This is a genomic window from Rhodopseudomonas boonkerdii, assembly GCF_021184025.1.
Classification (GTDB): Bacteria; Pseudomonadota; Alphaproteobacteria; order Rhizobiales; family Xanthobacteraceae; genus Tardiphaga; species Tardiphaga boonkerdii.
The window spans coordinates 5,341,074-5,362,321 of the sequence record NZ_CP036537.1 but is presented as its reverse complement, the minus strand read 5'-3'; the positions used below and the strand labels follow the sequence as shown (position 1 = coordinate 5,362,321).

The window sequence follows — 21,248 nt, the reverse complement described above, 5'->3', positions numbered from 1 at the left end:
GCTTCGTGCCAGGGATCGTCACCCGAATGGGCGGAGACAGCATGGCTGGCTCCGTAGAGCCGGCACATCCGGCGGCATAGAGCCCGGTCCGCGCACGCGGAGGCACCACAATCTGGGCAGCCGTACAAGACGATTAAATTCGCTGCTTTACAGCAAACCGACAACCCTGTTGGTGGCCACCGTGCCGAGGCGAAAAAGCGTTTGACGCTGTGCCGAGGCCTGCCGCCACGAACGTGCAAGGTCGGACTCCCAGGGGGTCACGATCAGCTCGAAGGAATCGTTGGTCAGGCGGCGGAACATGACCGCCGAGTCGGCATAATTGAACCCGCCCTGTGCGGCAGTCGGCAGGTTCATCCGCTCCATCTTGTTATTGCCATGCCAAGTCAGTCGCCGGTCGTTCCACACGCGCGCGCCGCTGCGGAGGACGGGCTCACCGATTATCAAGTTATGCGGATAGTCGTATTGGTCGAACACGAAGCCGAAGAACCGGTGTCCGCCGCGCGGCAGCTCCAGTTGGTTGCTCGATCCGCCCTGAAGGGCCTCGCCGTGAACCCACATGGCGGCATAGTCGGCGGGGTTGATCACTCCGGTTTCAATGGCGACGCGGAACAAGGGCAACGCGGCACCCGCCACCGGTGCCGGTGCTGCTACAGGCTGTGCCTCCTGCTCGATTTCGGGGGGCGGCGGCTGGGCCTGTCGCAGGGCGGTATAGGCTGCGAGCAAGTCGTCGGTGAGAGCAGTCGTTTCAAAGCGGGCCTTGTCGAAGGCTTCATCGGCATCGGCGCGCGGAACGCCCTGCTGTGCCCATGCCGCCTCGGTATTCACGCTAAAACCGCGGCTGGTCAGGTTCGCCGAGCCGACCAGCGTGCAGCATGTTTGGGGATCGGTGCCAAAGACGTATAGTTTGGGATGAAAGGCGCGCAGCGGCATAAGCGAGCCCTGCGCCAGCCTCTGCGCGCCCGACACCAGAACAGTGGCGTTCGCCAGCCCGCGCCAATGCTGCAAGGCTTGAGGTTCGGTAAGGCCGAAATCAAAGGATGTCACAAGGGTTTTGGGCATCGCCGCGAATGCGGCCGGCCCCACGGCATTTGCGACGGCAGACAGCAATATGTTTGCGCCGCCGAGCGTGACGTATGCGGAGGCGGCGCGGATATCGATGGCGCCCGCCGCGACCATATCGACGAGAGCATTGCGCAAGCGCGCCGGTTCTGCGGCGTTCTGGACGATCAGCATACCGGAGCCTGCGTCCCGCTACCGCTGCCGCCGGATGGCGCGGTGGATGCACCGGCCAGCGCCGACTGCGCCAATGTTTCAAGCTGCGCCAGTAGCGGCGATGCTTCGAGCAGCGTGCGCAATTTGCGGCGGCGCGCCGTCAGTGCTTTGGCAGGATCAGCCAGATACAGGTCCGTCGTGCAATGGCCGTCCGCTAGTGTGGCAATATCCTCGGCAAGGACCGCGATCTGCTGATGATCGCCGTTGGCGGCATCGTACGCGGGCATCATTCTGTAGGGTAGCGTGTGAAGATGCCGCTCCCCGAAATCGCCCTTCGGGTTAAACGCGAGGGTGGCGTTGGTGAGAGCCTCGCTGTTGAGCATGCCGACCTGGTACCAGGCCTCGTCCGCGTCCGTCACAACTTTCCAGTACAGCGTCTGGTCAACGACAAGGTCCTGAGCCTGCGCAACCGGAACGCACGCCGCGCAGATGATCTTGCCGCCGGCACCGGCCAGAATGAGGTACCCGCTCATACCGAAGACTTGCTTGGAAAGCTTACCCCGCTCATCGATGCGCTGTTGGACCGACTTGCCTTTCCCCACCGTTTTGAGCCTCTGGTTGATCGCGGCGAACCGCCGTGCGGTCTGGGTAAAGCCCTGCCTACGGATTTCGGCCTCGTCGAGAATGCTCCACGTTCCGCCCGCCGCGCGCAGCGCCGGCAGAGCCAGCGGCGCGCGATGGACACCGAGCACGAACGGCAGCAGGTTTTCCGACTGGGCCATGCGGAAAAGAAAGCGCGGCGCGACGTGGCCGGGGAAGCGGTCTGCCGCCATTTCTTTGGCTGATTTGATCGTAAATCCCCACGCGGAAGCGCGTGTCGGCGTATCGACGCGAACCTCCGCGCCCGCATTCTGGACGATGTCCACGCAGACGGCCGTGCGCGGCATAAGGTCGGCTCCTTGCTGCGGCAGGTCGCCGCCACCGCCGGCCACGGCTGAACCGCCGCCCGTTTCGAGCACCCAGGCGCTGCGCGCCGAACCGATGGTGCGAACCGAAAAGCCTGCGGCGTTCAGCCCCGCGTCTGTCGCCACAAAGCCGCTAAACGTGCTTTGTGGAAGACCGGTCGTATTCGCTCTTTTGTGACCGACCAGCGCCGCGCCGGGATATTTGAAGGTTCCGGGCGCGGCCTGCCAGATTTCGGCGATGTCGAACGGGACGGGGCGGTCGCTTGTCAGGAAATCATGCTGCCTGAGCCTTTCGTGGTGGGTGCCGTTCAGCACCGTGCCGGGTACAAGACAGGCGACGCAGGCATCCGGTCCCAAATAACGGTCGATGGCATGAAGCAGGTGCATCGTGCCCAGCTCAAGATGGAGAAAGGACTGTCCTGCGGGCTGGATGCCGTAGAGTTTCGCTCGGCCTTTCAGCAAGTCCCGGTACGGGTTGTCGGCCAGCCCGCTCATGGCGAGCCATGGCGGATTGGACACAAGCCCGTTGAAGTGGCCGGTCAGGAGCCCCGGCCTGTAGGTATTGCGCAGGATGAACGCCCAGATGCCGTTGCGCCCGGCAACGGCCAGTTCAGCCATGCGATGCGCCAGCGGGAACAACGCCTCGGAAAGCTGCTTGTAAAGCTCCGGCGACAACGTGATCCCGAACACGGCGATCGTGCCATCGAGAAAACTATCCGCGTCCGCCTTGCTGAAACCCGCAACGGTTCCGCGCTGCTGCGCATCGCGCGCCTCGTCATAGGCCCAGTCCACGATCTTGTCGAAAAATTCGCGGTATGCCGGCTGCACCAACGCTGTCGGCAGATGTACGGTCGTGCCGTCAAGCGATACCGGTATGGTATCGCTTTCGCCGACCAGCGGAACTGACGCCGAAACCGGTGTGACGGCGAACAGCGAGTCCGCATGATAGACCGGGATGACGATGGGCTTCGTCGCCGCCTTGATCTCAGCCGAGAGGCTGACGACCCAGGTCGTCTTGGCGAGACTGACCGCCAGCGGGTCGATGTCGAATCCGGTCGCCACGTCTTCAAGCTGTTCGATGGCGGAAAAGCCGAACCGGACCCGTGTGGCCTTTATGATTTCTGCGAGCATCGTGCCGGACCCGCAGCACATATCGACGATCCGGGGGCTTTCCCCGTTCGGGAGGCCGTCGATGCAACGGTCGGCAAGCAGGCGCGCGAGCCAGTGCGGGGTCCATTCCTGGCCGAGCAGCTTGCGCTGGCTGCGGCGGGCGAGCTGCGCCATAAAGCGGCCGAATAAATCCTCTTCGGGATACCAGCTGAAATCGTAAGCATAGAGATCGCGCTGGAGGTCTCGGGCCACCGCGACAAGCCGGTCGATGTAGACCGGGCTGAGAAGCCAGCCGAAATAATCCTGCTCGACCACATTCTCCAGCTGGAAATTGTTGCGGAAGAATTCCCCGTTCAGGATTGTCTTCAATTCGTCGTCCGTGCTGAGCACCGCCTTGCCTGTCAGCACGTTCGCGCTCAGAAGCCGCGCGAGAAGGGTCACGTAAGCTTCATCGACATACGCGGTGGTGCGGAAGGTGCCCGCCGGTCCCTCCAGATGATCGACGAACTGCGACCAGAGATCGGTGGCAAGGCCCGCCGACGGATCGGCCTTGCGCCCCTCGTCCACCAGCAGCGACAAAGGCCCCGCGCTGTTCTTGTATGCAGCCGAGTCAATGCCAAGGTCGGAGGCGAGGAATTCTGACCTCAACGGCCGCGACTGTTCGCGCGCCAGATGCTTCTTGATAAAGCCGCCGAGCTGCTCGGCGGACAGGACGCTGTCATCAAGCAGCTTGAGCTCGTCTATGACGACGAGCGTGATGTCGGCAGCGGTGCAGGATAATGGATCGACCCCTGCTGCAAGCTCAGCATCGTAAGCGTACCATTCGACCGTATCCGACAATACGCCCCGGACCGTTGAAACCGGCATGCCCGCGCGGACCAGCCCCGCTGCCTGCTCCTGCACCTGCGCGTAGCCGGTATCGCGCTTAGCAGTGTTGCGCAGATCGGATTCGTACTCAATCGTGGTCGAACCCACCAGATTGTCGATGAAGCGGGACGCGGCCTTGCCTGATCCAGTGCCCACCTTGGTATGGGCTTCCGTGCCTTCGGTGTAGTTGTTGATCCAGGTCTCATGCGCGGTGTCCTGGAACATGAGCCGCAACCGCCCCTGGAACTCGCTGCGCAGCACCGCCTCTACATGACCTGCATCTCGCAGCATACGGCAGCGCGCGATAGTTTCACGAATGCGGATAATATCAGCTGTCATGGACGGTCCTTTGACGGGCGACGCACGCAGCCTCGAGGCGAGAGTCGAGGTGGCGCGCTACGTCTTTAAGGTTGTTTTCATTCATGCCGGGCAACGAAACGGCCAGGATGAACATGTCGATCTGGTGCCGGGCTGTCGGTACACCCGCAGCCAGTTGCTGTCCGAGCGCGGCAAGTCTCTCGCGGTCGCGGTCCGATAAAGCGGGAATCGGCACCTGACGGATATGCGTCGCTTCGAGTTTGAGCGCGCCGCCGCCAAGAGGTGTGCCGGTGGCTTCCATGGCCGCCCGGCACCAGCTGCTATGGAACAGGGCGTAGAGCGCATGCGCTGTCCATCGCTTCTCATCCGCCCACAGGGTTGAGAAGTTGGCATCGATCAGAACCGGCGGCTGCGTATTCAGCGCGACGGACGGTGTCCCGTGATTGATCCGCGGCGTGAAGATCGAGGGCAGGTGGCGCGCGGTGAAGGCCGGCAACATGTACCAGAAGCGCGGAACGTCGCGGCCGTTGGTTGGCCGGCGGACATTGGTGCGCACCGCCGAAAGGTCGGGAATGAACCGCGCCGGCTCTTTGGGGTCCGGCGCATACCGGGCTACCAGCCGCACGAACGATGCCAGTTCGGGCGGCATGACGCGCGGCACGGACATGCCCCGCCTGCGGTAAGCCTCCGTCGCTTCGGTGACGGCCGGCTGGTCTTCCGGCAAGACCCAGTCCGACAGATCGAGCGCGCGTGTTGCCGGAAGGTGGCCGCTCGCAAATGCCTGCATATCGGCCTGGCGATGGAGAACCTGCCGCAGCGCGTCCGCCGGAACACGGAAACGCATGTTCTGAAAGCTGTCCGACGCTTCGACGGTGACGGTTTCGCCCTCATCGTCACCGGCAAGCGTTACATAGAAGAACCGGTTGCAGCCAGAGCGCAGGCCCTGGCTGACCCGGATACCCGCCTGTTCGAGCGTCTGGAGGTGCGCCGGCGCCGCGCCGGGCGGCAGCATGTCCCGCAATCCTTCCGGTATCGCCGCCGGCCTTGCGTCCCCGGCGGAAAATAGCGGCAGGGCATCGCGCCTGTTTTCGGCCTTTTGGAACCAGCCCTTGCGTGCAAGGCGTTGCTCCAGTGTGCGCCATTCCTCATCCAGCGCAAAGGGGCGGCGCTCAATGCCCGGCACGTCCCCGTTTGCCGCGCCCGCCCATGCCGCAAAATCCCGCTCCGGTTCCGAACCGGGAAAGGCACCGCCCACAAGCGACTCTCCGCCCGCAGCCGCCGGTGCAACTTGCAGCCAGGTTGCCGGCAAAAGCGACCGGCCTGACACGGGCGCTTGCGCCTCGTCCCAAGAAAGCCGCCGCGCGATCACAAGATGCGTGCGCACCAGCGCATCGGAAAACCAGCCGGGCTGTGTATCCGCGACAATGTACTCAAGGCGAAACGAGCGCAGCAGCAGGTAGCGGACAACATCGGCATAGTCGCGCGAACGCCAGGTGGCGGGAACGACAAGGGCCAGGCGACCGCCCGGCCGTGTCAACAGGGCGGACAGGAGCCAGGCCGGTATGGAAAGATCGGCAAGGCCCGAATAGCCGTCAACCAGTGCCTGCCAGAGCGCGCGCTCGCCGCCGACCATGCGCGCATCAACAATCGCGGACAGGCCCCGGCGCACGTCACCGACACCGGCACCGTTCCCGTTTTGCGATTGGTATCTCACATAAGGGGGATTGGTGATGACGAGATCGTAGCCGGGGGTATCTAGCGCCGCGATGGCGGCGGGCTCAAAAGCACTTCCCGTGAAAATATGGCTGCTCTCCGCAGCTTCGTCCGCCTGCAAAGCCGCCATCCTGCGACCGCAGAAGGCGGCTGTTTCGGAATCAAGCTCTATTCCGTGCAGTCGGCTGAGCCGAGCTCCCCGCGCCTGCGCCGTCAATGCTGCCGCATCAAGGAGGTCGCCGTGCCCGGCCATCGGATCGATCACCGTGCGCGCGCCGGGGTCGAGCGCTAGGTGCGCGAGAAGCGCCCCCAACGGCAACCCAGTAAAGAACTGCCCCAGCCGTTTGCGCTGAGCCGGCGGCAGGCTTTCCTCAAAGGACCGTGCCGAGGACCTGATCGCGCCGACTGCGTCAGTCGCCGGCACTGCATAGAACTCCGGGCAGCGGCTGTTCGGCGTACCAGCGATAGAAGACGTCCGCGTCGAGCGGGACTTGCTGATGATGGCTGAGGAAATGCGTCACGAGGCGGGAGTAAAGCCTCTGCGCCGTCGCTTCGGCCGGATCATGCGCGGCGGTCGCCGCGCGGTGAAGGGCCGTTGCGACCGTCCATACACATTCGTCCGCACCGGTCTTGCTTTCGATCCGGGCCTCGGCCTTACGACGGGGCCCCAACAGGAGCACGGGATCGCCGCGCACGGCTCCTTCCGTTGTGACCTGTTTGAAGCTGCCCTGCTTCTTGTCGAGAACCCCCGCATACTCCACGTCAAAGCCCGCATCCTGGTAGGCGCGCTGCAAGGCGTTCCAGACTTCGGCGGATGCGGAATGAAACACCATCGTGGCTTTGCCGGACGGCTTCAATATCCGGCGGGCCTCGCTGAACGACTGGGTCAGCAGGTCCCGGTACTCGTCAATGGCCTTGCCTTGGTCTGGGCTAACGATGGCTTCATCTGTGCGGTCGGTGAAGGTCTTGAGCCAAGCCTCGTTTATATAACTGAGTTCGGCATAGGGTATGTTGGCTCCGAAGGGCGGGTCCGTGAATACATAGTCGATACTGCCGGACGGCAGCGCGACAGCGCAGCTAGATCCGTGGACGACTTCGACCTTGCCGCTGCCGCCGTGGATTGTCTCAAACGCCTGCGCAATTGTTGTCAGCTTGCGCCGCAATCCTGCAAAAAAGTTCTTTTCGACCGGAAGGCCGCTGACATAGAGCACGCCGGGTTGGGCGCTGGTGACGACTAGGTCTTTCTGGCCGGACTTCGCCACGACGCGCGTCATGATCGTGCCGTGCGCCGCGTTATAGCTGAGCAGCCAGAAGCGCAGCCCTTCGCGGAGCGCGCCGCGATACGATTCCACACGCTCCCACATGCGGGCGAAGACGATGAGATTGCGCCGCGTGTAGAAGTGATGAACGTGCGTAATGCCCTGGTGGTAGCCTTTTCGGTAAAGATCGCCCCAGGGGATCAACGCCTGCGGGACGCACGACGGGATCGGCTCCGCCTCAATCTTCTTGATAAGCGTCAGGTCGGCGGCCGTGGCCGGGCGCGACCAGCGTTTTTTTCCGGTCGAACCATAGACGCGGGCCATCGCGCGTCCGCGCAATGCGCGCTGCTCGCCCAGCACATCATCCTGTTCCTGCACCGTCACCCGTTGCACATCATCCATCGGCGCTTCATGGCGGCATTTCGGGCAGGAGAAGGTGGAAGAAATCTCCGCCGGATCGAGCGAAACGCACGCATCCCACAACGTGACAGAGCTGCGGCAACCGGGGCAGCGCAGCTTATCGCTCCAGATCAGGTGACGAAGGGAGCCTTTCGCGCCGGAGGGATCGCGCGCTTCATACATCCAGCCGTCTTCGCTCTCCCCGGCCGCCAGGACATCTTCGGCGGCCTTCCTGAACGCGGCAGGATCGGGCGGATTGGTCAGGGTCCGGCCGACAAACGAGCCGAGCGCGCCCAGCTCATAGAGAACGGCATTGCGGGCACCCCACTGCACGTCAAGACCAAGGCGGATCGCTTCGGCGCGCAATTCCTCGGTTGGCCGTTCACAAAGCAGCGCGGCGAGGCCGGTCGTCCCGCTGCCCCCGAACCCGTCAAACACGGTGTCGCCGGGTTTGGTATGGGCGGCGATATATAGGGCAATCGCCTCCGGGGAAATCTTTGTCGGGTAGGGAAAGGCCCCGTACAGGGCACCGGTGCGCTTTGCCGCCAGTGGCTGGCGGTAGAGGGCATCCAGAGATTTGGCGGGCATCGCCGGCGCTGCCTTGCGTGGCCTGTTTGCTGTGTGAAGCATCTGTTCGTTTTCCCCCGGCATTTTCATTTGTTTCATGTCCGCTCCGGTGCCGCTGCCCGCTTGTCCAGAGCCGGCCGCCGCACAGCCCGTGCGGGCTGCTGGTGTCGCCGCAAATATTCATGGATGGCACGCCGCACGACCCAGGACACGGATACGTTGTCCTTTTCGGCGAGCGTGTTCAGCGTGTCGTAGTCTCCGGGCGTGACGCTGACGGTGACACGGGGGCCGAGCTTTTTTGATCGATCACTCATGGCAGACCTGCTAATGTTCCCCTATTGTTCACCTTAGCGAGATGTGATTCTAATTGCAACACAGTGCATCACTTTGACTCACAAGCATAGGCTATTCTTCCACGTTTTCATAAGCTTCGACCTGTCACCCCTCAAGGCCCAAGAGTCTCATACCCCTCGGCGCTCGCTCTGCCGCTTATAACCGTCATCGACGCGGTTTGACTTGTTCTGGTCCGGCGTCTCGCGCAGGACGGCTTTCGAGAACGGCAACTCCGCCTGTCCGGATCGCTGTCGGCCGATAGCGCAGGCGGTAAGGCCTGCACATATTTGTCGGCAAGCTTGCGCTTGGTCCATTCGTCTTATGCGACGTAGCCGGACGACCTTCGCGTCAGCGCAAGCTGCAAGGCCGGCATAGCTATGTCATCGTCGTCGAAACCCGCCGATTGCCAAACGAAAGATAAAACTTCCCCGTCGTTTCAAGAGGTTGGAAACCGTTTTCAGGATTCAATTGGGAGGGCTATAGAGTAGATGTCGTGCCCATCGGGTTCCCGCATGGCCCGCCAGCCAGCCGAAAACCACAATGAAATCAATAGGCCATTGAAAGCATTGTGCTTTCTGCCGCCCGATTGGTACACACGGGTGGTACACATGGCTCTATCAATGTCTCGTCCTTGGAAGCATCCAGACAGCGGCTACTATTGGTTCCGGCGACGTGTGCCGGACGATCTCCGGGAGCTTATCGGTAAACGCGAAGAGCGGCTGAGCCTGGGTACCCGCGATCCGGTCGAGGCGAAGCGTCTCCACGCCTTGAAACTTGCCGAGGTCGAGGAGCGTTGGTCAAACCTCCGCAAAAGCCGCCGCTCGCTTTCTGTAGATGAGATTGCCAGGGAGGCTGCTATGGCTGCCGACGCGGTACGGCGCCAGCTAGATCTCGATCCCTATCAGCCGCTTGATTGGGATCTTGATGTGGGAGCAACTCTCTGGACACCCCATCTGGCGCGCGGCGAACTTTACACCGATGTTCGCGAGGCTTTGCCGTCGGCAGATCTGCGCCGGACCAAACATCGGGACACCTGCTATGCCTTCATTGATCAGCATTTGCATCGTCGGGGTCTTGCCCCGCACGAAGACGACCGAGAGCGCTTGGCCAAAGCCTTCACGCTCGAGATGCAGAAACTGATGCAGCAGCATCAAGCGTTCCTTCTGGGGAAGGTCGACGCCGGCTATCAGCGTCAACGGCCTTTAGAGCGGCCGTCTCTGCCCGCTGCAATGCCGCTGTCCTTCGACACCATTCTGGATGGCTGGAAGCTAGAGAAGAAGCCCAACAAAAAGACTGAGTATGTCTGGAAGAGGGTCCTAGGTGAGTTCCGCGCTTTTATTGGCCACGACGATGTGCGCGGCGTGAAAGCCGAGAATTTTGTCGAATGGAAAGCGGATTTGCTAGGCAAAGGATTAGCTGCCAAAACCATTCGCGATGGCAAGCTTGCTCCCGTCCGTGCAATTTTCCAGTGGGCGGCAGACAATCGAAAACTTGAGATCAACCCTGGCGCTCGCGTCACGATCGATCTGAAAGCTAGCGCGTCCGAGCGCCGACGGGGCTACTCCGACGAAGAAGCTACCCTTATCCTTTCGAAGGCGCGAAACGAGGGAGAAAGCCATCTGCGCTGGGGCCCTTGGATTAGTTGTTATACTGGAGCCCGGATTGCGGAAATCTGTCAGTTGCGAGGCGAGGACGTTAAACAGATCGAGGGTGTCTGGTGCATCGCTTTTGCTGCTGAAGCTGGATCGTTGAAGAACGCAAACTCTGAGCGGATCGTGCCCGTTCATCCCGCTCTCGAAGGCGAGGGCTTTTTGTCGTTCGCGGCGAAAAACCCAACGGGACCATTGTTTCCCGAGTTGAAGCCTGATCGATTTGGTTCTCGCGGTGGCACAGGTACGAAAGTTATCAGCAAGTGGATCCGGTCACTCGGGATCATCGATAAGCGCATCTCGCCCAATCATTCATGGCGCCATCGATTGAAGACTCTTGGTCGCCGTCATGGTCTTGCAGTCGACATCCTGAACGCGATGACGGGGCACGGGCGAAAGACGGTGGCTGACACTTACGGTGAATTCCCGCCCGAAGCCTTGAAGCGGGAGCTTCTAAAAATTCCCGGCGTCGACATCGGTTAACCTCGAAAGCAATGAGGGCGTAGTCTGCGATGACAATGGCGTCCAGATCAAGGACCTCTCGATGCACACACCTCTGGTGGCGAGAACCGATTTCCTTAGAAGGCTGGCCGCGATATCGAAGCGGCGTTCATGCCGTTGGCAAGGTTACGAGCACTTCACTTACGAAGCGGGCAGGGTCCTGAAGCGGGTGTTCCGCTGGTAAGATCTAGACGGCCGACATTGTTGCCACGCGGTGCAAGACGAGGAGGGCCGGGGACGGCCATCCTTCTTTTGGTTTTCGGAGGCGACCGGGCTCAGGCGGCCTTCGGTACTTCGAAGCGTCCGCCAGACGTTTCGACAGCGGACTTCACGATGCCGATGACCTCGACGAGGAAAGCGCGGGCGTCGGGTCGCATCGCAGAACTGATCGGTGGTGCGCTGCGTTCGTAGATCCTGCGGATCTCGACCGAACGCAGCGTCGCGGATCCTTTGCCGGAGTAGGTATAGGACGTCAGCCAATCATTCCTATGTCCGTTGGACAGCCTCGCCTTGACGAGATCGTGTAGCGCTACGAAGACCGCGCCCCGTACCGGATTCAGCGCAGCCATACGTTCCGTGTCGCCCGCGGGCTGCCTCGTCCAGCCGGCCGGGCTGTCGAGCCATCGCGAAATCTCCTCCTGTAGACGTCCGATGAGATCGCTTGCCGGCCTCAGGCTGTCGTACTCGTCGCCCCAGGCGTTCGCGAAGCGTCGGCTCAGCGCCTTCACGCGGTTATGGTGCTCGGCTCTGATGCCGTCGCGGTAGGCCAGGCCGAGCCGCGCTTCCCATGGCCGCAGGAAGCCATCGACGGCGTCGCGCAGCACTAGCTCCAAGCCACTTGTCGTGTAGATCGGAGCCACCTCGAACGGTGCGGTCGGAACCACCGCCGACTGCAGCCTGTCGAGAAGACGCTTTACTTCGCCGATGACACCCGATGGGATAGCCTCGATTTCGCGGTCCATGCCGCCAAGCAGGAAGACGTTCTCCTCCATCTGCCTTTCGAGAGCGGCCGCTACCGGCGCGCCGAGCACCTGGCGCAGATTGGCGGTTGCGCCAATGATGCTGGCGAGTAGATGATTGCGTTTTTGCGCCATATTGCGCAGATTGTCTCCTTTGACCTGGTCGAAGTGAGAGAACGCAACCGCTATCCTGTCCGCGTAGCCAGCGCTCCCGGCTGCGCGCAGGAGCGCGATCGGAGCTGCCTGCATCGGCTGCTGCGCGCTATCGACCAACAGAATGACGTCGACGTTGCCGAAGCGCTTCGTCACTCTCGTCGATACGCTCGATACGGACTCGGCCGTGTGGCCAAGTCCTTGTCCGTCGAGGAAGACGAGCCTGCCTGCGCCCTTGAGCTCTGGAAGAAGCGGAAAGAAGGGCCCCTGCACGCGGATGCCATCGACCAGCGGAGTGAGCAGTCTGCCGAATTCCCGGTGATGGTTGCTTGAGAACCAACGCACTTTGCGCAGGAACAACTCGCGGTCGGACGTCTCGAACGACCAGATGAGCGGCCACCCCGTGGCGGACCGTTCGAGGTTGCCCTCGTCGAGGAAGTCAAATCTGCCTTCGATGTCGTCGCGGATATCCAGCGAAAGCTTCGCTAACTCCTCGCTCTCGAAGAGCCGGTCGCTGTACAGTTCGAGCCACGCTGCTCTGTCTTCGGGAGTATCCTGATTCGAGAGCGGGCCGAAATCTGCTACGGTGCGTCCTTCTATCTCAACGGCGAGCTTCCGCGCACGCTCGAGATACGAGGCGACCGCGGCTTCGTTAGTTCTACGCTCGTTGTCGGAGATGCGATCCTCATCATGGACAGCCTCTTCGCTGGGTGACTTCTCCGCGTCGAACTCGAACTCATCGTCGTCTTCAGATTCCTCGCCGCTCCAGTCGCCCAGCAGGTAGGCCAGACGGAATCGCTGTTCGTGGTGAGTAAGCAGGGCGGCCGCGATCTTGGCGTCGGGCTGCCCCTCGGTCGCGGCGAGGCAGGCCGCCTCGATGCATTCGTCGATATTAGCACGGACCTCGAATTCGGATTGGAACGTCACGGCCGCTCGGTACGGGCTGGCGCCCGTGATGATCTCGGTATCGGCGATGGTCGTGCGAGCGGTCGATGTCGATGGGAAGCGGTCGACGCCATGCGTGGAGCCAATGAAATGACGCAGCAGCGTCGTCTTGCCGGCGCCGGTCGTCCCGACAATGAGGACCCGCGAGTAGCCCTCGTTCTTGGTGGGCAGACGGATCCCACGTCGATGGAGGTCGCCAACACCGGTTTTGCCTCAAAGCATCGGAACATCGAAGCATTTGACGCCCGCCGTTCGCCGGAGCGTCGCCGGTGAGATGCCGTTTCTGTCAGCCATTGCTGATGGCGCGTGGGAGTTTGTCGACAAGGGCTGGGAGTTGCCGGAGTTCGAAGCGCGCGCCGCTGAACGACGGCGCCGGGCGCGCCTCTTGGAAGCCGTTCGCGCCGCACTGCCCGAAGAGGACGAGCTCAGTGTCGCGCGGCGAGAGGAAGAACTGAGGGCGACGCAAGCTTCTTTCGGCCGAGATCCGAGGCAAGCGTGGCCTCGGAGCTGGCAAGGTTGGTGGCAATAGGATGGCGGAAAAATGGGTACTTTGGCCGCTTCGCCGGCCGAAAAGAAAAATATCAATAAAATCAATGAGATATATTCGTGGCAGCAGCTTCGACCGACCCTACTTAATCCACTTTAGACCCTGAGAATAATTCAAATTAGAATTCTCCATTTTAGTTAACTCATACATCGGCGACACCGCTGATTTTCCGCTTTAGGACTCCGTATCCGAAAACTTCCGCCGCTTTATCATCCTATTCGAACAGGCGCTTAATCGTCTCGGGTTCTTTGCTGAATTCCTCGGCGACCGTTTCGTAGACGCGGGTTTGGACACCATAAGAGGACGCGCCAGGAGTGCTCTGCCGATCTTTGAGGTCTTGGAGCAATAACTGTCGCACGCGCTGGATGATAACTCGGTGGGACGCGTGGGTTGCGTAGTCCTTGAACGGGGATCCGCCAGCGAAATTTCCTATCCCGAGCACGAGCTCAGCAGCACGGTCACGCGTGCTCTTGCCATCTGACGGCTCAGCCGCACGGCCACGCGTGCCGCTCTTGCCGTCTGACGCGAGACTGACCATCCCTGCGGCGATCTCTGCAAATTTGGCCCAGACCTCCGTCGGAACGGTGACCCCAAACTTGGCGCTCAAGTCCAGCACCGCCCAAAGCGCCAACTTATTCCCCGTGCGGTTGAAGTATGAGATCTCAGCGTTGATGGCATGATCGGCGTCGAGATTGCCGGTGTTGGCGGGGGGCAAACGATCGTCGTTGGACTTGCTCATATTATATCCGTGTTGGTCATCACGAGGTCACCCGTTGGCTTAGCCGATAGTATCGAGCTCGATATTTGGTCAAGCCGGTTTAGTGAGGAAGGTGTGGCCCCGAGAGCCTTCGCACCGAAGGTTCATCATTCACTTCACATTGCTCGAAACCAAAGGCCCGAACTCATTCGTGAAAGCGATCGGTGAGACCAGAGCGCGGACTGCTGGCATTCATGCGACACAAGAGCCCGTTGTCGCCGTTTGCCCCACCAGAAGTGCCTACGAGCTCATGTAGAGATGTTGGCTGTTGCCGCCGCCGTAGCAGGCTGCCATCTACGAAAGACAACCGGATGCTATTAATCTAAAGCGCTACGTCGCGCGTATGTATCCGTCATAAAACGATCTAACATGTGGAACGAGCTTTTGGCTCAAACCGCGCATCTGTAATTCCTGCTTTGAACGAGGCAAAGCGAGCTGCTCTGCGATCTCGGCCAGAATGGCATCGCGGTCAATCTTCGTAAACTTTCCATTTTCGTAAACGATCTCGCCGCCGACGAAGACCGCTGACACCGCGGGCAGCTTGGCGCGTTGAATAATCGCATCGAGCGGCGGGATATCGTCGTCCTGATACGGATAGGTTGCCTGCTCATAATCGATCATGACCGCATCGAAGATTTTCCCCGGATAGAGCGTGCCGATCGAGACGCCCCATCCGGTGGTCGCAGCGCCATGTTCAGTTGCCATGCGAAGCACGTCGGAGCATGAGGGAACACCATCGTCCATGCCCGGGCTCCGATGAACGCGCAGGATCAGCCGCATTTCCTGCAGCATGTCACGGTCGTCGTTGATGCCCGCTTCGTCGAGACCGATGCCGACCGGTACGCCATGCGCATGGAAGCGATTGAGCGGGGCTGTCCCTGACCTGAGCCGGAAGTTGGAAGAGCAGTTATGGCAGACACACGATCCGCTTTGCTTGACAATTCCAATATCGTCTTCGCTCAGCCAGACGCCGTGGCCCATGGTAAATGTCGGCCCAAGCACGCCTAATCTATCCAGGTGTTTGACGGCGGTGGTTCCAGTTCGGCGCCGTGCATATTCCATCTGATAGGGCGTCTCCAGCAAATGCATATGCATGGGAACGCCTGCCGCAACGGCCTTCGTGCTAATGGCGCTCATCTGCTCATCGGAGACCCAGTGCAGATTGCCCGGCGCCAATTGGATTTTGATGCGCTCGCTACCTTTCGTGCGCTGCAACGCGTCGAAGAGAGCAAAGTTGTCGTCGAAGGGAATGGCCTGCGCGCGCAGGTAATCGCGCAACTCGTTACCCAGTTCCGGAGGCAGGCTGGCGCAGAATGTGTCGTCGTCCTGGTAGACAAGGCGATTCTGCTGGCGGATGGCAAAACTGTAAGACGCGCGCATTCCAATGTCGCGATAGGCATCGAGCGTTCGCGATGCGATGGGCTGTATATTCTCCAGCGGACCAGGCAACCACCCTTGGATGTGCTGGACCGTAGTGATGCCCGAAGCAAGCATCTCGAATGCCGAATAGAGCGTATCCAGATAAAAGTTGACGGAGCGGGCCGCCATCCTGGTCGTCCACCATAGTTCGAGAGGCTCGTCCTGCGATCCAAGCTGCAGCGGCGTCAGGCCGACATGATGATGTGCATTCACAAAGCCCGGCAAGATCATGTGGCGCGGGTAATGTCTGACCTTCGCCAGCGGCGCCAGTCGCCGCATAGCCGCAAGGTCGCCGCTATCAACAATGACCCCTCCACGAACGAGAATCGCGCCGTCGCTTACGATGTCCGGAGCATGCTTGGCGAGGATGCCCCGCACCAGCCATCTTGCCTGAAAAATATCTTCATTCATGAAAGAACGCCTGCCATTGAGATATCAAGCCGAGCGGCGGGGATGCGGCAAAATAGGCAATCATTCGCTGTGCCGTCTTCGTAAACGAGCAACGCAAATGCACCGGGGCGCTGAATGGTCGTCATTCCGAGATGCCAAATGCCGGGCCGGTAGCAAATGCCCTGATGGCGCGTAGCGACAAATGCCTTCATCCTTGGCAATTCAGGCAAGTCGTCCTCGCTATTTAGGGTGACGAGTACGACATAGTGATCGACATCGATGGGAATGAACGCCTGCGCGGAATAGGGATGATGCTCAAGCTCGTTGACCTCTATGGCCAGGTCGATGACCGGCGAGCGCACAATCGAAAGATTGAGGCGCGCGTCAGGACGCAGATTGACGAGATCGGCTGCGAAGTGTTGGCGATCGATCGCGTCCGGGGGTCGTAAAACCTCGCCATATGGCGCGAAAGCTTCTGGTGTCAGTGGTTCTGCAACGATGATAGCAGGACTCATATTATTCAGCCGATGTGATATGAGGTTGGGGCGCGGCATATGCTGAAAATTTGCGCTTCATAAACTCGCCTGCGGGAGCTGAATTCAGTACTGAATCATTGGCTCTATCAAAAATCACCCTGCCGCGCAGGATGGTTTTGACAACGCAGCCGGTGACTTCGAAGCCTTCCCATGGCGTATAGTCGGAGCCGTGGTGAAGGGCACTTTGAGTGATCGTGTGCTTGCTGCGCGGATCCCAAATGGCGATATCTGCATCGCAGCCAACAGCGATAGATCCCTTTTGGGGATAGAGGCCATACATTTTCGCATGATTTGTCGATGTCAGGGCAACGAATTGCTCAAGGGTGATACGTCCTTTGACGACGCCCTCCGAGAACAGGATCTGCATTCGCGTTTCGACGCCGGGTATCCCGTTTGGGATCCATCGGAATGACTGCTTGCCTTTCGGCGACAGCTTGCCCACGGGGCTATCGTAATAGAACGGGCAATGATCCGACGAGAATGTAGAGAACACGCCGAGCCGCAGGCCCTCCCATATGGCTTCCCAACTGTCGTGATCGCGTGGCGGCGGCGAACAGACATACTTGCCGCCGGCCTCAGGGGCGCCGATGCCTTTCAGGTCGTCGGCGGTCAGCGAAATGTATTGCGGACATGTCTCTGCGTAGATTTTGAGACCCTTCTGCTGGGCCCATCGAACCTGCTCCATCGCTTCGCGGCCGGAGACATGCACGATCATGATCGGAACGTCGATTAGTTCTGAAAACGATATGGCGCGATGCGTCGCTTCGCGCTCAATGGGCTCCGGGCGTGAAACGGCATGGAAGAAAGGTTGGGTCCGGGCCTGTGTTTCGAGGCGCTCGGTCATGAATTTGATGGTGTCGTAACCCTCGCAGTGAACCATCACGAGGGCGCGCTCCCGTCGGGCGCAATCGAAAACTTCCAAGATCTGGCGATCGTTTAGTACCATGTCGTCATAGGTCATGAAGACCTTGAATGATGTGTAGCCATCGCGCACGAGAGCCGGCAATTCCTGCCCGAGTACGACGGACGAAGGATCGGTGATGATCAGATGGAATCCATAGTCCACGTGACATTGGCCGGCCGCCAGCTGATGATAGTCCTCGACACATTGTCTGAGCGATGCTCCGCGCGGCTGAACGACGAACGGGATAAAGGTCGTATTGCCGCCAGCGGCAGCCGAGCGCGATCCCGTCGCAAAGTCGTCCGCCATCTTGGCGTCGGGACTGTCCTGCGCGATGTGAACGTGGCTGTCGATGCCGCCTGGCATCACGAAGAGATCACTCGCATCGATATCGCTGGCGCTCACCGGCAAGCGCTCGGCGATCGCCGAGATCTTTCCATTCTTGATCCCGACATCGCATTGGACCACATCTGCTGCGGTGACAACCGTGCCATTGCGAATGACGAGATCGAATTCAGGTGTCACTATTGCGCACTCCCATCCGGAGTAAACGCAGCGGTCGGGGAGTGATGACCAATGGAAGCTGATCTTATCACTGCAGGTCGTTCGGATATGGCCGCATGCCATCTTTTGAGATGCGGAAACTGCTCGAAGGAGAGGCCGAGTTGGCTATTCGCCGCGTCGATCCAAGGCCAGGTGGCAATGTCGCTGATGCTATAGCGACCGTTGATGTAGTCTCGTGCTACCAGACGATCGTCGAGGACTGAAAACAGTCGGTAACATTCCTTCTCATAGCGAGAGATCGCGCTTGGGATCTGCTCGCTGGCGAACTCTTTGAAGTGCCATAACTGTCCGATCATGGGTCCGATATGGCCGACCTGGAAAAATAGCCATTGCAGCAATTCGAGCCGTTCGTCTTCATGCATAGCGAAACTCGGGCCATATGTTTCGGCCAAGTAGAGCAAAATCGCGCAGGATTCGAAAATCGTTTTGTTGGTTGCATGATCGACGACCACCGGAATCTTCCCATTGGGATTCTTGCGGAGGAATTCCGGCGACTTCTGTTCTCCACGCTCGATATCGATGATGTGACTCTCGTAAGAAAGTTCGAGCTCTTCGAGCATGATCGCAACCTTTCGACCGTTCGGTGTGGCGAAAGTGTAGAAGTCTATAGGGATCATGCCGGACTCCGCATCAACGAAGAGATGAGACATTCTCCTCCTATCAAATCGCGACAACATGCGGCGTTTCAGATCGGAAATCTGCGTTTTCCGCTATGCAAACTGTGCTTGACTGTTGCCGTCTGCAGATCAGCTATGGTTGCGATGGTGCGGAACGACCGCTTGATCGGCGGAGAATGATGCTAGCCGATCAGCGTGCACACAGTCGCGGCGTCTGCACAAGAAACGTTCATTGGCTCGGTGGAGCAACGCATGCGTGATTGGAATGACCTGCGACTCGTCTTGGCCATCGGCCGCAACGGCACATTGAAGGGCGCAGCAGCAGATTTAGGGCATACGCATTCGACGTTGTTTCGATGGTTGAACTCTTTGGAAGAGCGAACCGGTGCAAGATTATTCGAGAGGAAGGGTGGTCACTACACGCCGACCGCGGCTGGCGAGCGGGTTGTCGCTGCTGCGGAGCGCGTTGAACTGGAGACGGTGACGCTCGACCGTGAAATCTCTGGTATCGATGCGAGATTGAGCGGGAGTTTGCGGGCGACATCTTCGGAGACGATCGCTTATCGCATCTTGAACAGCGTCTTGGCGGAGTTTCATCGGGCGCATCCGGGGATCGAAATCGAGCTCATTGTCGACAACAGGCAGCTCGATCTTGCGCGCCGCGAGGCGGACGTCGCGATTCGTGCGACGCGTCCCACCGATGGAAATCTCTTTGGCGGCAAGATCGCTAATGTCGCCTGGACTCTCTATGGCAGCCGCGACTACGTTCTTGCGCACGGGCCGGTCCTCAGTCTGAAGAATTGCGAACATCACAAATTCGTCGGATGGGACCTGGCCGCGACCGCGGGCGCATCGAAATGGTTGAATGAAGCGGTGCGGCAGGACTCGATCATCTACCGATCCAGCAGTCTGATCAATCAGCTCATGGCTGCGAAGGCTGGAATCGGGCTGGCGCTTCTGCCTTGCTATCTCGGTGATCTGGAACCGGATATCGAGCGCGTCGTCAGCCCCATCAAGGAGCTATCGCGCGAGCTATGGCTCGTGACCCATCAGGACTCGCGGCAGACCGCGAGAATAAAGGCATTCTTCGATATTGTCGGTGCGGGCCTGCGCGCCCGCCGCCCGCTTCTGGAGGGCAGGCAGGCTGGAGAATAGATGCGTAGCGGTGGGCAATGACGCATGCGTACCCCATGCGCAAGCAGCCGGCGTTTGCGGTGCTGCAAACGCCGCGTGCGGTAATCGCGATTGAACGGGTCTCCGCGATCCTCCTACATGTGGAGCGACAAGGCGCTACGCCGCACACATGGATCGAGATCGCCATCCGATGACCAAAATACTTCATATCGATAGCAGTTCGCAGACCTGCGGCACATCCTATAGTCGGAAATTCTCGTTGCAGGTCGTGCAGCGACTGCAAGATCTGACGGGCGGTGAGATTGTCTCGCGCGATCTGGTTCGTTCCGCACTTCCTCACGTCAGCGATGCGTTCGTCGAAGCGATGTTCGTCTCCGCGGAGGATCGAACTGCGGAGCAATCATTGGCGCTCGCGCTTTCCGAGACACTCATTGGCGAGCTGGAAAGCGCCGACGCTGTGGTCATCGGTTGCCCGATGTATAACTACTCCATCCCGTCGGCCCTGAAGGCATGGCTAGATCATATCGTAAGAGCACGACGAACTTTCGTGCATACGCCGGAAGGCCCACGAGGCCTGTTGCGGGATCGCCCGACTTACATCGTCACATCGTCGGGTGGCCTGTATCGCGAGGGGCTGGGAACCAAGGTCGATTTTCTGTCGCCCTATCTCACCGCTGTGCTTGGAAAGATCGGCCTGCACGATCTTAGATTCGTCCAGGTCGAGGGCGTCGCGCTGGGGGGCGAGGCTCTGGGAGCCGCGCTTGAGCGGGTTGAGGCCGATATCGCGTCAGTCTCGTTCGTGGCTCACGCGCAAAGCGCCTACGCGAATTAAATGTCCGAATTGCTGGCGACCGGCGCGCAGCCGATCGCCTGTCAACGCCCCTTGCGGGCACCGCCTCGTTGCGTTCCGCCCATGCGGCATGCAGCTTCATCTGACATCACATCGAAAAGGAGAATTACAGTGGGCGCACCGTCACCCGAACTCGTCGATCATTGGCTGGCCAAAGCCTTTAATGCGCAGGACGTCGAGGCCGCAGCCAAGATGTATCACCCCGAAGCCAGTGTTGTCCGGGTCGAGCAGGTTCACGGCAGCAACAATGTCGCCAAGGGAAGCGCCGGCATCAAGGAAGTGATGGCCGGTTATATTGGTCTGAAGCCGCATATGGATGTGATCGTGCATCATACCACCGTCGCCGGCGATTTCGCGCTGTGCCGGTCGCAGTGGCTGATCAGCGGCGAGGACAAAGACGGCAAGAAGATCGAGGTGCATCACCACGGGATGGAAGTGATGCGTAAGCTCGACAATGGCGAATGGGTGTTCTTCATCGACCACCCGTGGGGAGCCGACGCGAGCTGGACGATCGACCGCCCGCCGCACGCAGATTGATCGCGACGCGGGACGGTTAAGCCGCCGTCCCGCGCTATCGCCGCTG

At 60.2% G+C, this 21,248-nt stretch carries 15 protein-coding genes; 4 read left to right on the top strand and 11 right to left on the bottom strand.

The window, feature by feature from the left end; all coding sequences use genetic code 11:
* Positions 1 to 147: 147 nt before the first annotated feature.
* Genes E0H22_RS24615 through E0H22_RS24595 form a run of 5 tightly spaced genes read right to left on the bottom strand, consistent with a single transcriptional unit; the run spans position 148 to position 8,724 of the window.
* Entirely contained in the window at positions 148 to 1,233 is a 1,086-nt protein-coding gene (locus E0H22_RS24615) for a phospholipase D family protein (protein WP_233023550.1), read from the bottom strand.
* Positions 1,227 to 4,493, bottom strand: a complete 3,267-nt coding sequence (locus E0H22_RS24610; RefSeq protein ID WP_233023549.1) for an N-6 DNA methylase — start codon at positions 4,491 to 4,493, stop codon at positions 1,227 to 1,229. The genes E0H22_RS24615 and E0H22_RS24610 overlap by 7 nt, the downstream gene beginning before the upstream one ends.
* Entirely contained in the window at positions 4,483 to 6,609 is a 2,127-nt protein-coding gene (locus tag E0H22_RS24605) for an N-6 DNA methylase (RefSeq protein ID WP_233023548.1), read from the bottom strand. Before E0H22_RS24605 ends, E0H22_RS24610 begins: the two co-directional genes overlap by 11 nt.
* Entirely contained in the window at positions 6,596 to 8,509 is a 1,914-nt protein-coding gene (locus tag E0H22_RS24600) for a DNA methyltransferase (protein ID WP_233023547.1), read from the bottom strand. The genes E0H22_RS24605 and E0H22_RS24600 overlap by 14 nt, the downstream gene beginning before the upstream one ends.
* Positions 8,506 to 8,724 carry a ribbon-helix-helix protein, CopG family gene (locus E0H22_RS24595; RefSeq protein WP_233023546.1) on the bottom strand — a complete coding sequence of 73 codons (219 nt, stop codon included), beginning with the start codon at positions 8,722 to 8,724 and terminating at the stop codon, positions 8,506 to 8,508. Before E0H22_RS24595 ends, E0H22_RS24600 begins: the two co-directional genes overlap by 4 nt.
* 531 nt (positions 8,725 to 9,255) lie before the next feature.
* Between E0H22_RS24595 and E0H22_RS24590 the strand changes: the two genes are divergently transcribed.
* The gene (locus E0H22_RS24590) at positions 9,256 to 10,875 is read left to right on the top strand and encodes a site-specific integrase (RefSeq protein WP_233023545.1); all 1,620 of its coding nucleotides are present in this window, start codon (positions 9,256 to 9,258) and stop codon (positions 10,873 to 10,875) included.
* Positions 10,876 to 11,168: 293 nt separating this feature from the next.
* Here E0H22_RS24590 and E0H22_RS24585 read toward each other — a convergent pair whose 3' ends face one another.
* The 6 genes from E0H22_RS24585 to E0H22_RS24560 all read right to left on the bottom strand — a co-directional run bounded on the left by E0H22_RS24585 (position 11,169) and on the right by E0H22_RS24560 (position 18,714).
* Positions 11,169 to 12,932, bottom strand: coding sequence for a hypothetical protein (locus E0H22_RS24585; RefSeq protein WP_233023544.1), 1,764 nt, complete (start codon positions 12,930 to 12,932; stop codon positions 11,169 to 11,171).
* A gap of 779 nt (positions 12,933 to 13,711) precedes the next feature.
* Positions 13,712 to 14,236 carry a hypothetical protein gene (locus tag E0H22_RS24580; RefSeq protein WP_233023543.1) on the bottom strand — a complete coding sequence of 175 codons (525 nt, stop codon included), beginning with the start codon at positions 14,234 to 14,236 and terminating at the stop codon, positions 13,712 to 13,714.
* Positions 14,237 to 14,584: 348 nt separating this feature from the next.
* Entirely contained in the window at positions 14,585 to 16,084 is a 1,500-nt protein-coding gene (locus E0H22_RS24575) for an amidohydrolase family protein (RefSeq protein WP_233023542.1), read from the bottom strand.
* Complete coding sequence (locus tag E0H22_RS24570) at positions 16,081 to 16,578, bottom strand: ureidoglycolate lyase (protein ID WP_233023541.1); 498 nt, start codon at positions 16,576 to 16,578, stop codon at positions 16,081 to 16,083. The genes E0H22_RS24575 and E0H22_RS24570 overlap by 4 nt, the downstream gene beginning before the upstream one ends.
* A 1-nt stretch (position 16,579) precedes the next feature.
* Positions 16,580 to 18,127 (bottom strand): dihydropyrimidinase, encoded by a 1,548-nt coding sequence (gene hydA / locus E0H22_RS24565; protein WP_233023540.1) that lies wholly within the window; start codon positions 18,125 to 18,127, stop codon positions 16,580 to 16,582.
* Positions 18,025 to 18,714 carry a glutathione S-transferase family protein gene (locus E0H22_RS24560; protein ID WP_233023539.1) on the bottom strand — a complete coding sequence of 230 codons (690 nt, stop codon included), beginning with the start codon at positions 18,712 to 18,714 and terminating at the stop codon, positions 18,025 to 18,027. The genes hydA and E0H22_RS24560 overlap by 103 nt, the downstream gene beginning before the upstream one ends.
* Before the next feature lie 219 nt (positions 18,715 to 18,933).
* On the opposite strand from E0H22_RS24560, the gene E0H22_RS24555 reads away from it, so the two are divergent.
* The 3 genes from E0H22_RS24555 to E0H22_RS24545 all read left to right on the top strand — a co-directional run bounded on the left by E0H22_RS24555 (position 18,934) and on the right by E0H22_RS24545 (position 21,202).
* Entirely contained in the window at positions 18,934 to 19,836 is a 903-nt protein-coding gene (locus E0H22_RS24555) for a LysR family transcriptional regulator (RefSeq protein WP_233023538.1), read from the top strand.
* 169 nt (positions 19,837 to 20,005) lie between these two features.
* Positions 20,006 to 20,647 carry an FMN-dependent NADH-azoreductase gene (locus tag E0H22_RS24550; RefSeq protein WP_233023537.1) on the top strand — a complete coding sequence of 214 codons (642 nt, stop codon included), beginning with the start codon at positions 20,006 to 20,008 and terminating at the stop codon, positions 20,645 to 20,647.
* A complete protein-coding gene (locus tag E0H22_RS24545; RefSeq protein WP_233023536.1) occupies positions 20,648 to 21,202 on the top strand; it encodes a YybH family protein in 555 nt (184 codons plus the stop codon). It begins immediately after the preceding gene.
* Positions 21,203 to 21,248 lie beyond the last annotated feature (46 nt).

Coding starts and splice junctions, on each gene's coding strand:
- E0H22_RS24615 (WP_233023550.1), bottom strand. CDS start 1,233: ATGCTGATCGTCCAGAACGCCGCAGAACCGGCGCGCTTGCGCAATGCT.
- E0H22_RS24610 (WP_233023549.1), bottom strand. CDS start 4,493: ATGACAGCTGATATTATCCGCATTCGTGAAACTATCGCGCGCTGCCGT.
- E0H22_RS24600 (WP_233023547.1), bottom strand. CDS start 8,509: ATGAAACAAATGAAAATGCCGGGGGAAAACGAACAGATGCTTCACACA.
- E0H22_RS24595 (WP_233023546.1), bottom strand. CDS start 8,724: ATGAGTGATCGATCAAAAAAGCTCGGCCCCCGTGTCACCGTCAGCGTC.
- E0H22_RS24590 (WP_233023545.1), top strand. CDS start 9,256: ATGGCCCGCCAGCCAGCCGAAAACCACAATGAAATCAATAGGCCATTG.
- E0H22_RS24580 (WP_233023543.1), bottom strand. CDS start 14,236: ATGAGCAAGTCCAACGACGATCGTTTGCCCCCCGCCAACACCGGCAAT.
- E0H22_RS24575 (WP_233023542.1), bottom strand. CDS start 16,084: ATGAATGAAGATATTTTTCAGGCAAGATGGCTGGTGCGGGGCATCCTC.
- E0H22_RS24570 (WP_233023541.1), bottom strand. CDS start 16,578: ATGAGTCCTGCTATCATCGTTGCAGAACCACTGACACCAGAAGCTTTC.
- hydA (WP_233023540.1), bottom strand. CDS start 18,127: ATGGCATGCGGCCATATCCGAACGACCTGCAGTGATAAGATCAGCTTC.
- E0H22_RS24560 (WP_233023539.1), bottom strand. CDS start 18,714: ATGTCTCATCTCTTCGTTGATGCGGAGTCCGGCATGATCCCTATAGAC.
- E0H22_RS24555 (WP_233023538.1), top strand. CDS start 18,934: ATGCGTGATTGGAATGACCTGCGACTCGTCTTGGCCATCGGCCGCAAC.
- E0H22_RS24550 (WP_233023537.1), top strand. CDS start 20,006: ATGACCAAAATACTTCATATCGATAGCAGTTCGCAGACCTGCGGCACA.
- E0H22_RS24545 (WP_233023536.1), top strand. CDS start 20,648: ATGTCCGAATTGCTGGCGACCGGCGCGCAGCCGATCGCCTGTCAACGC.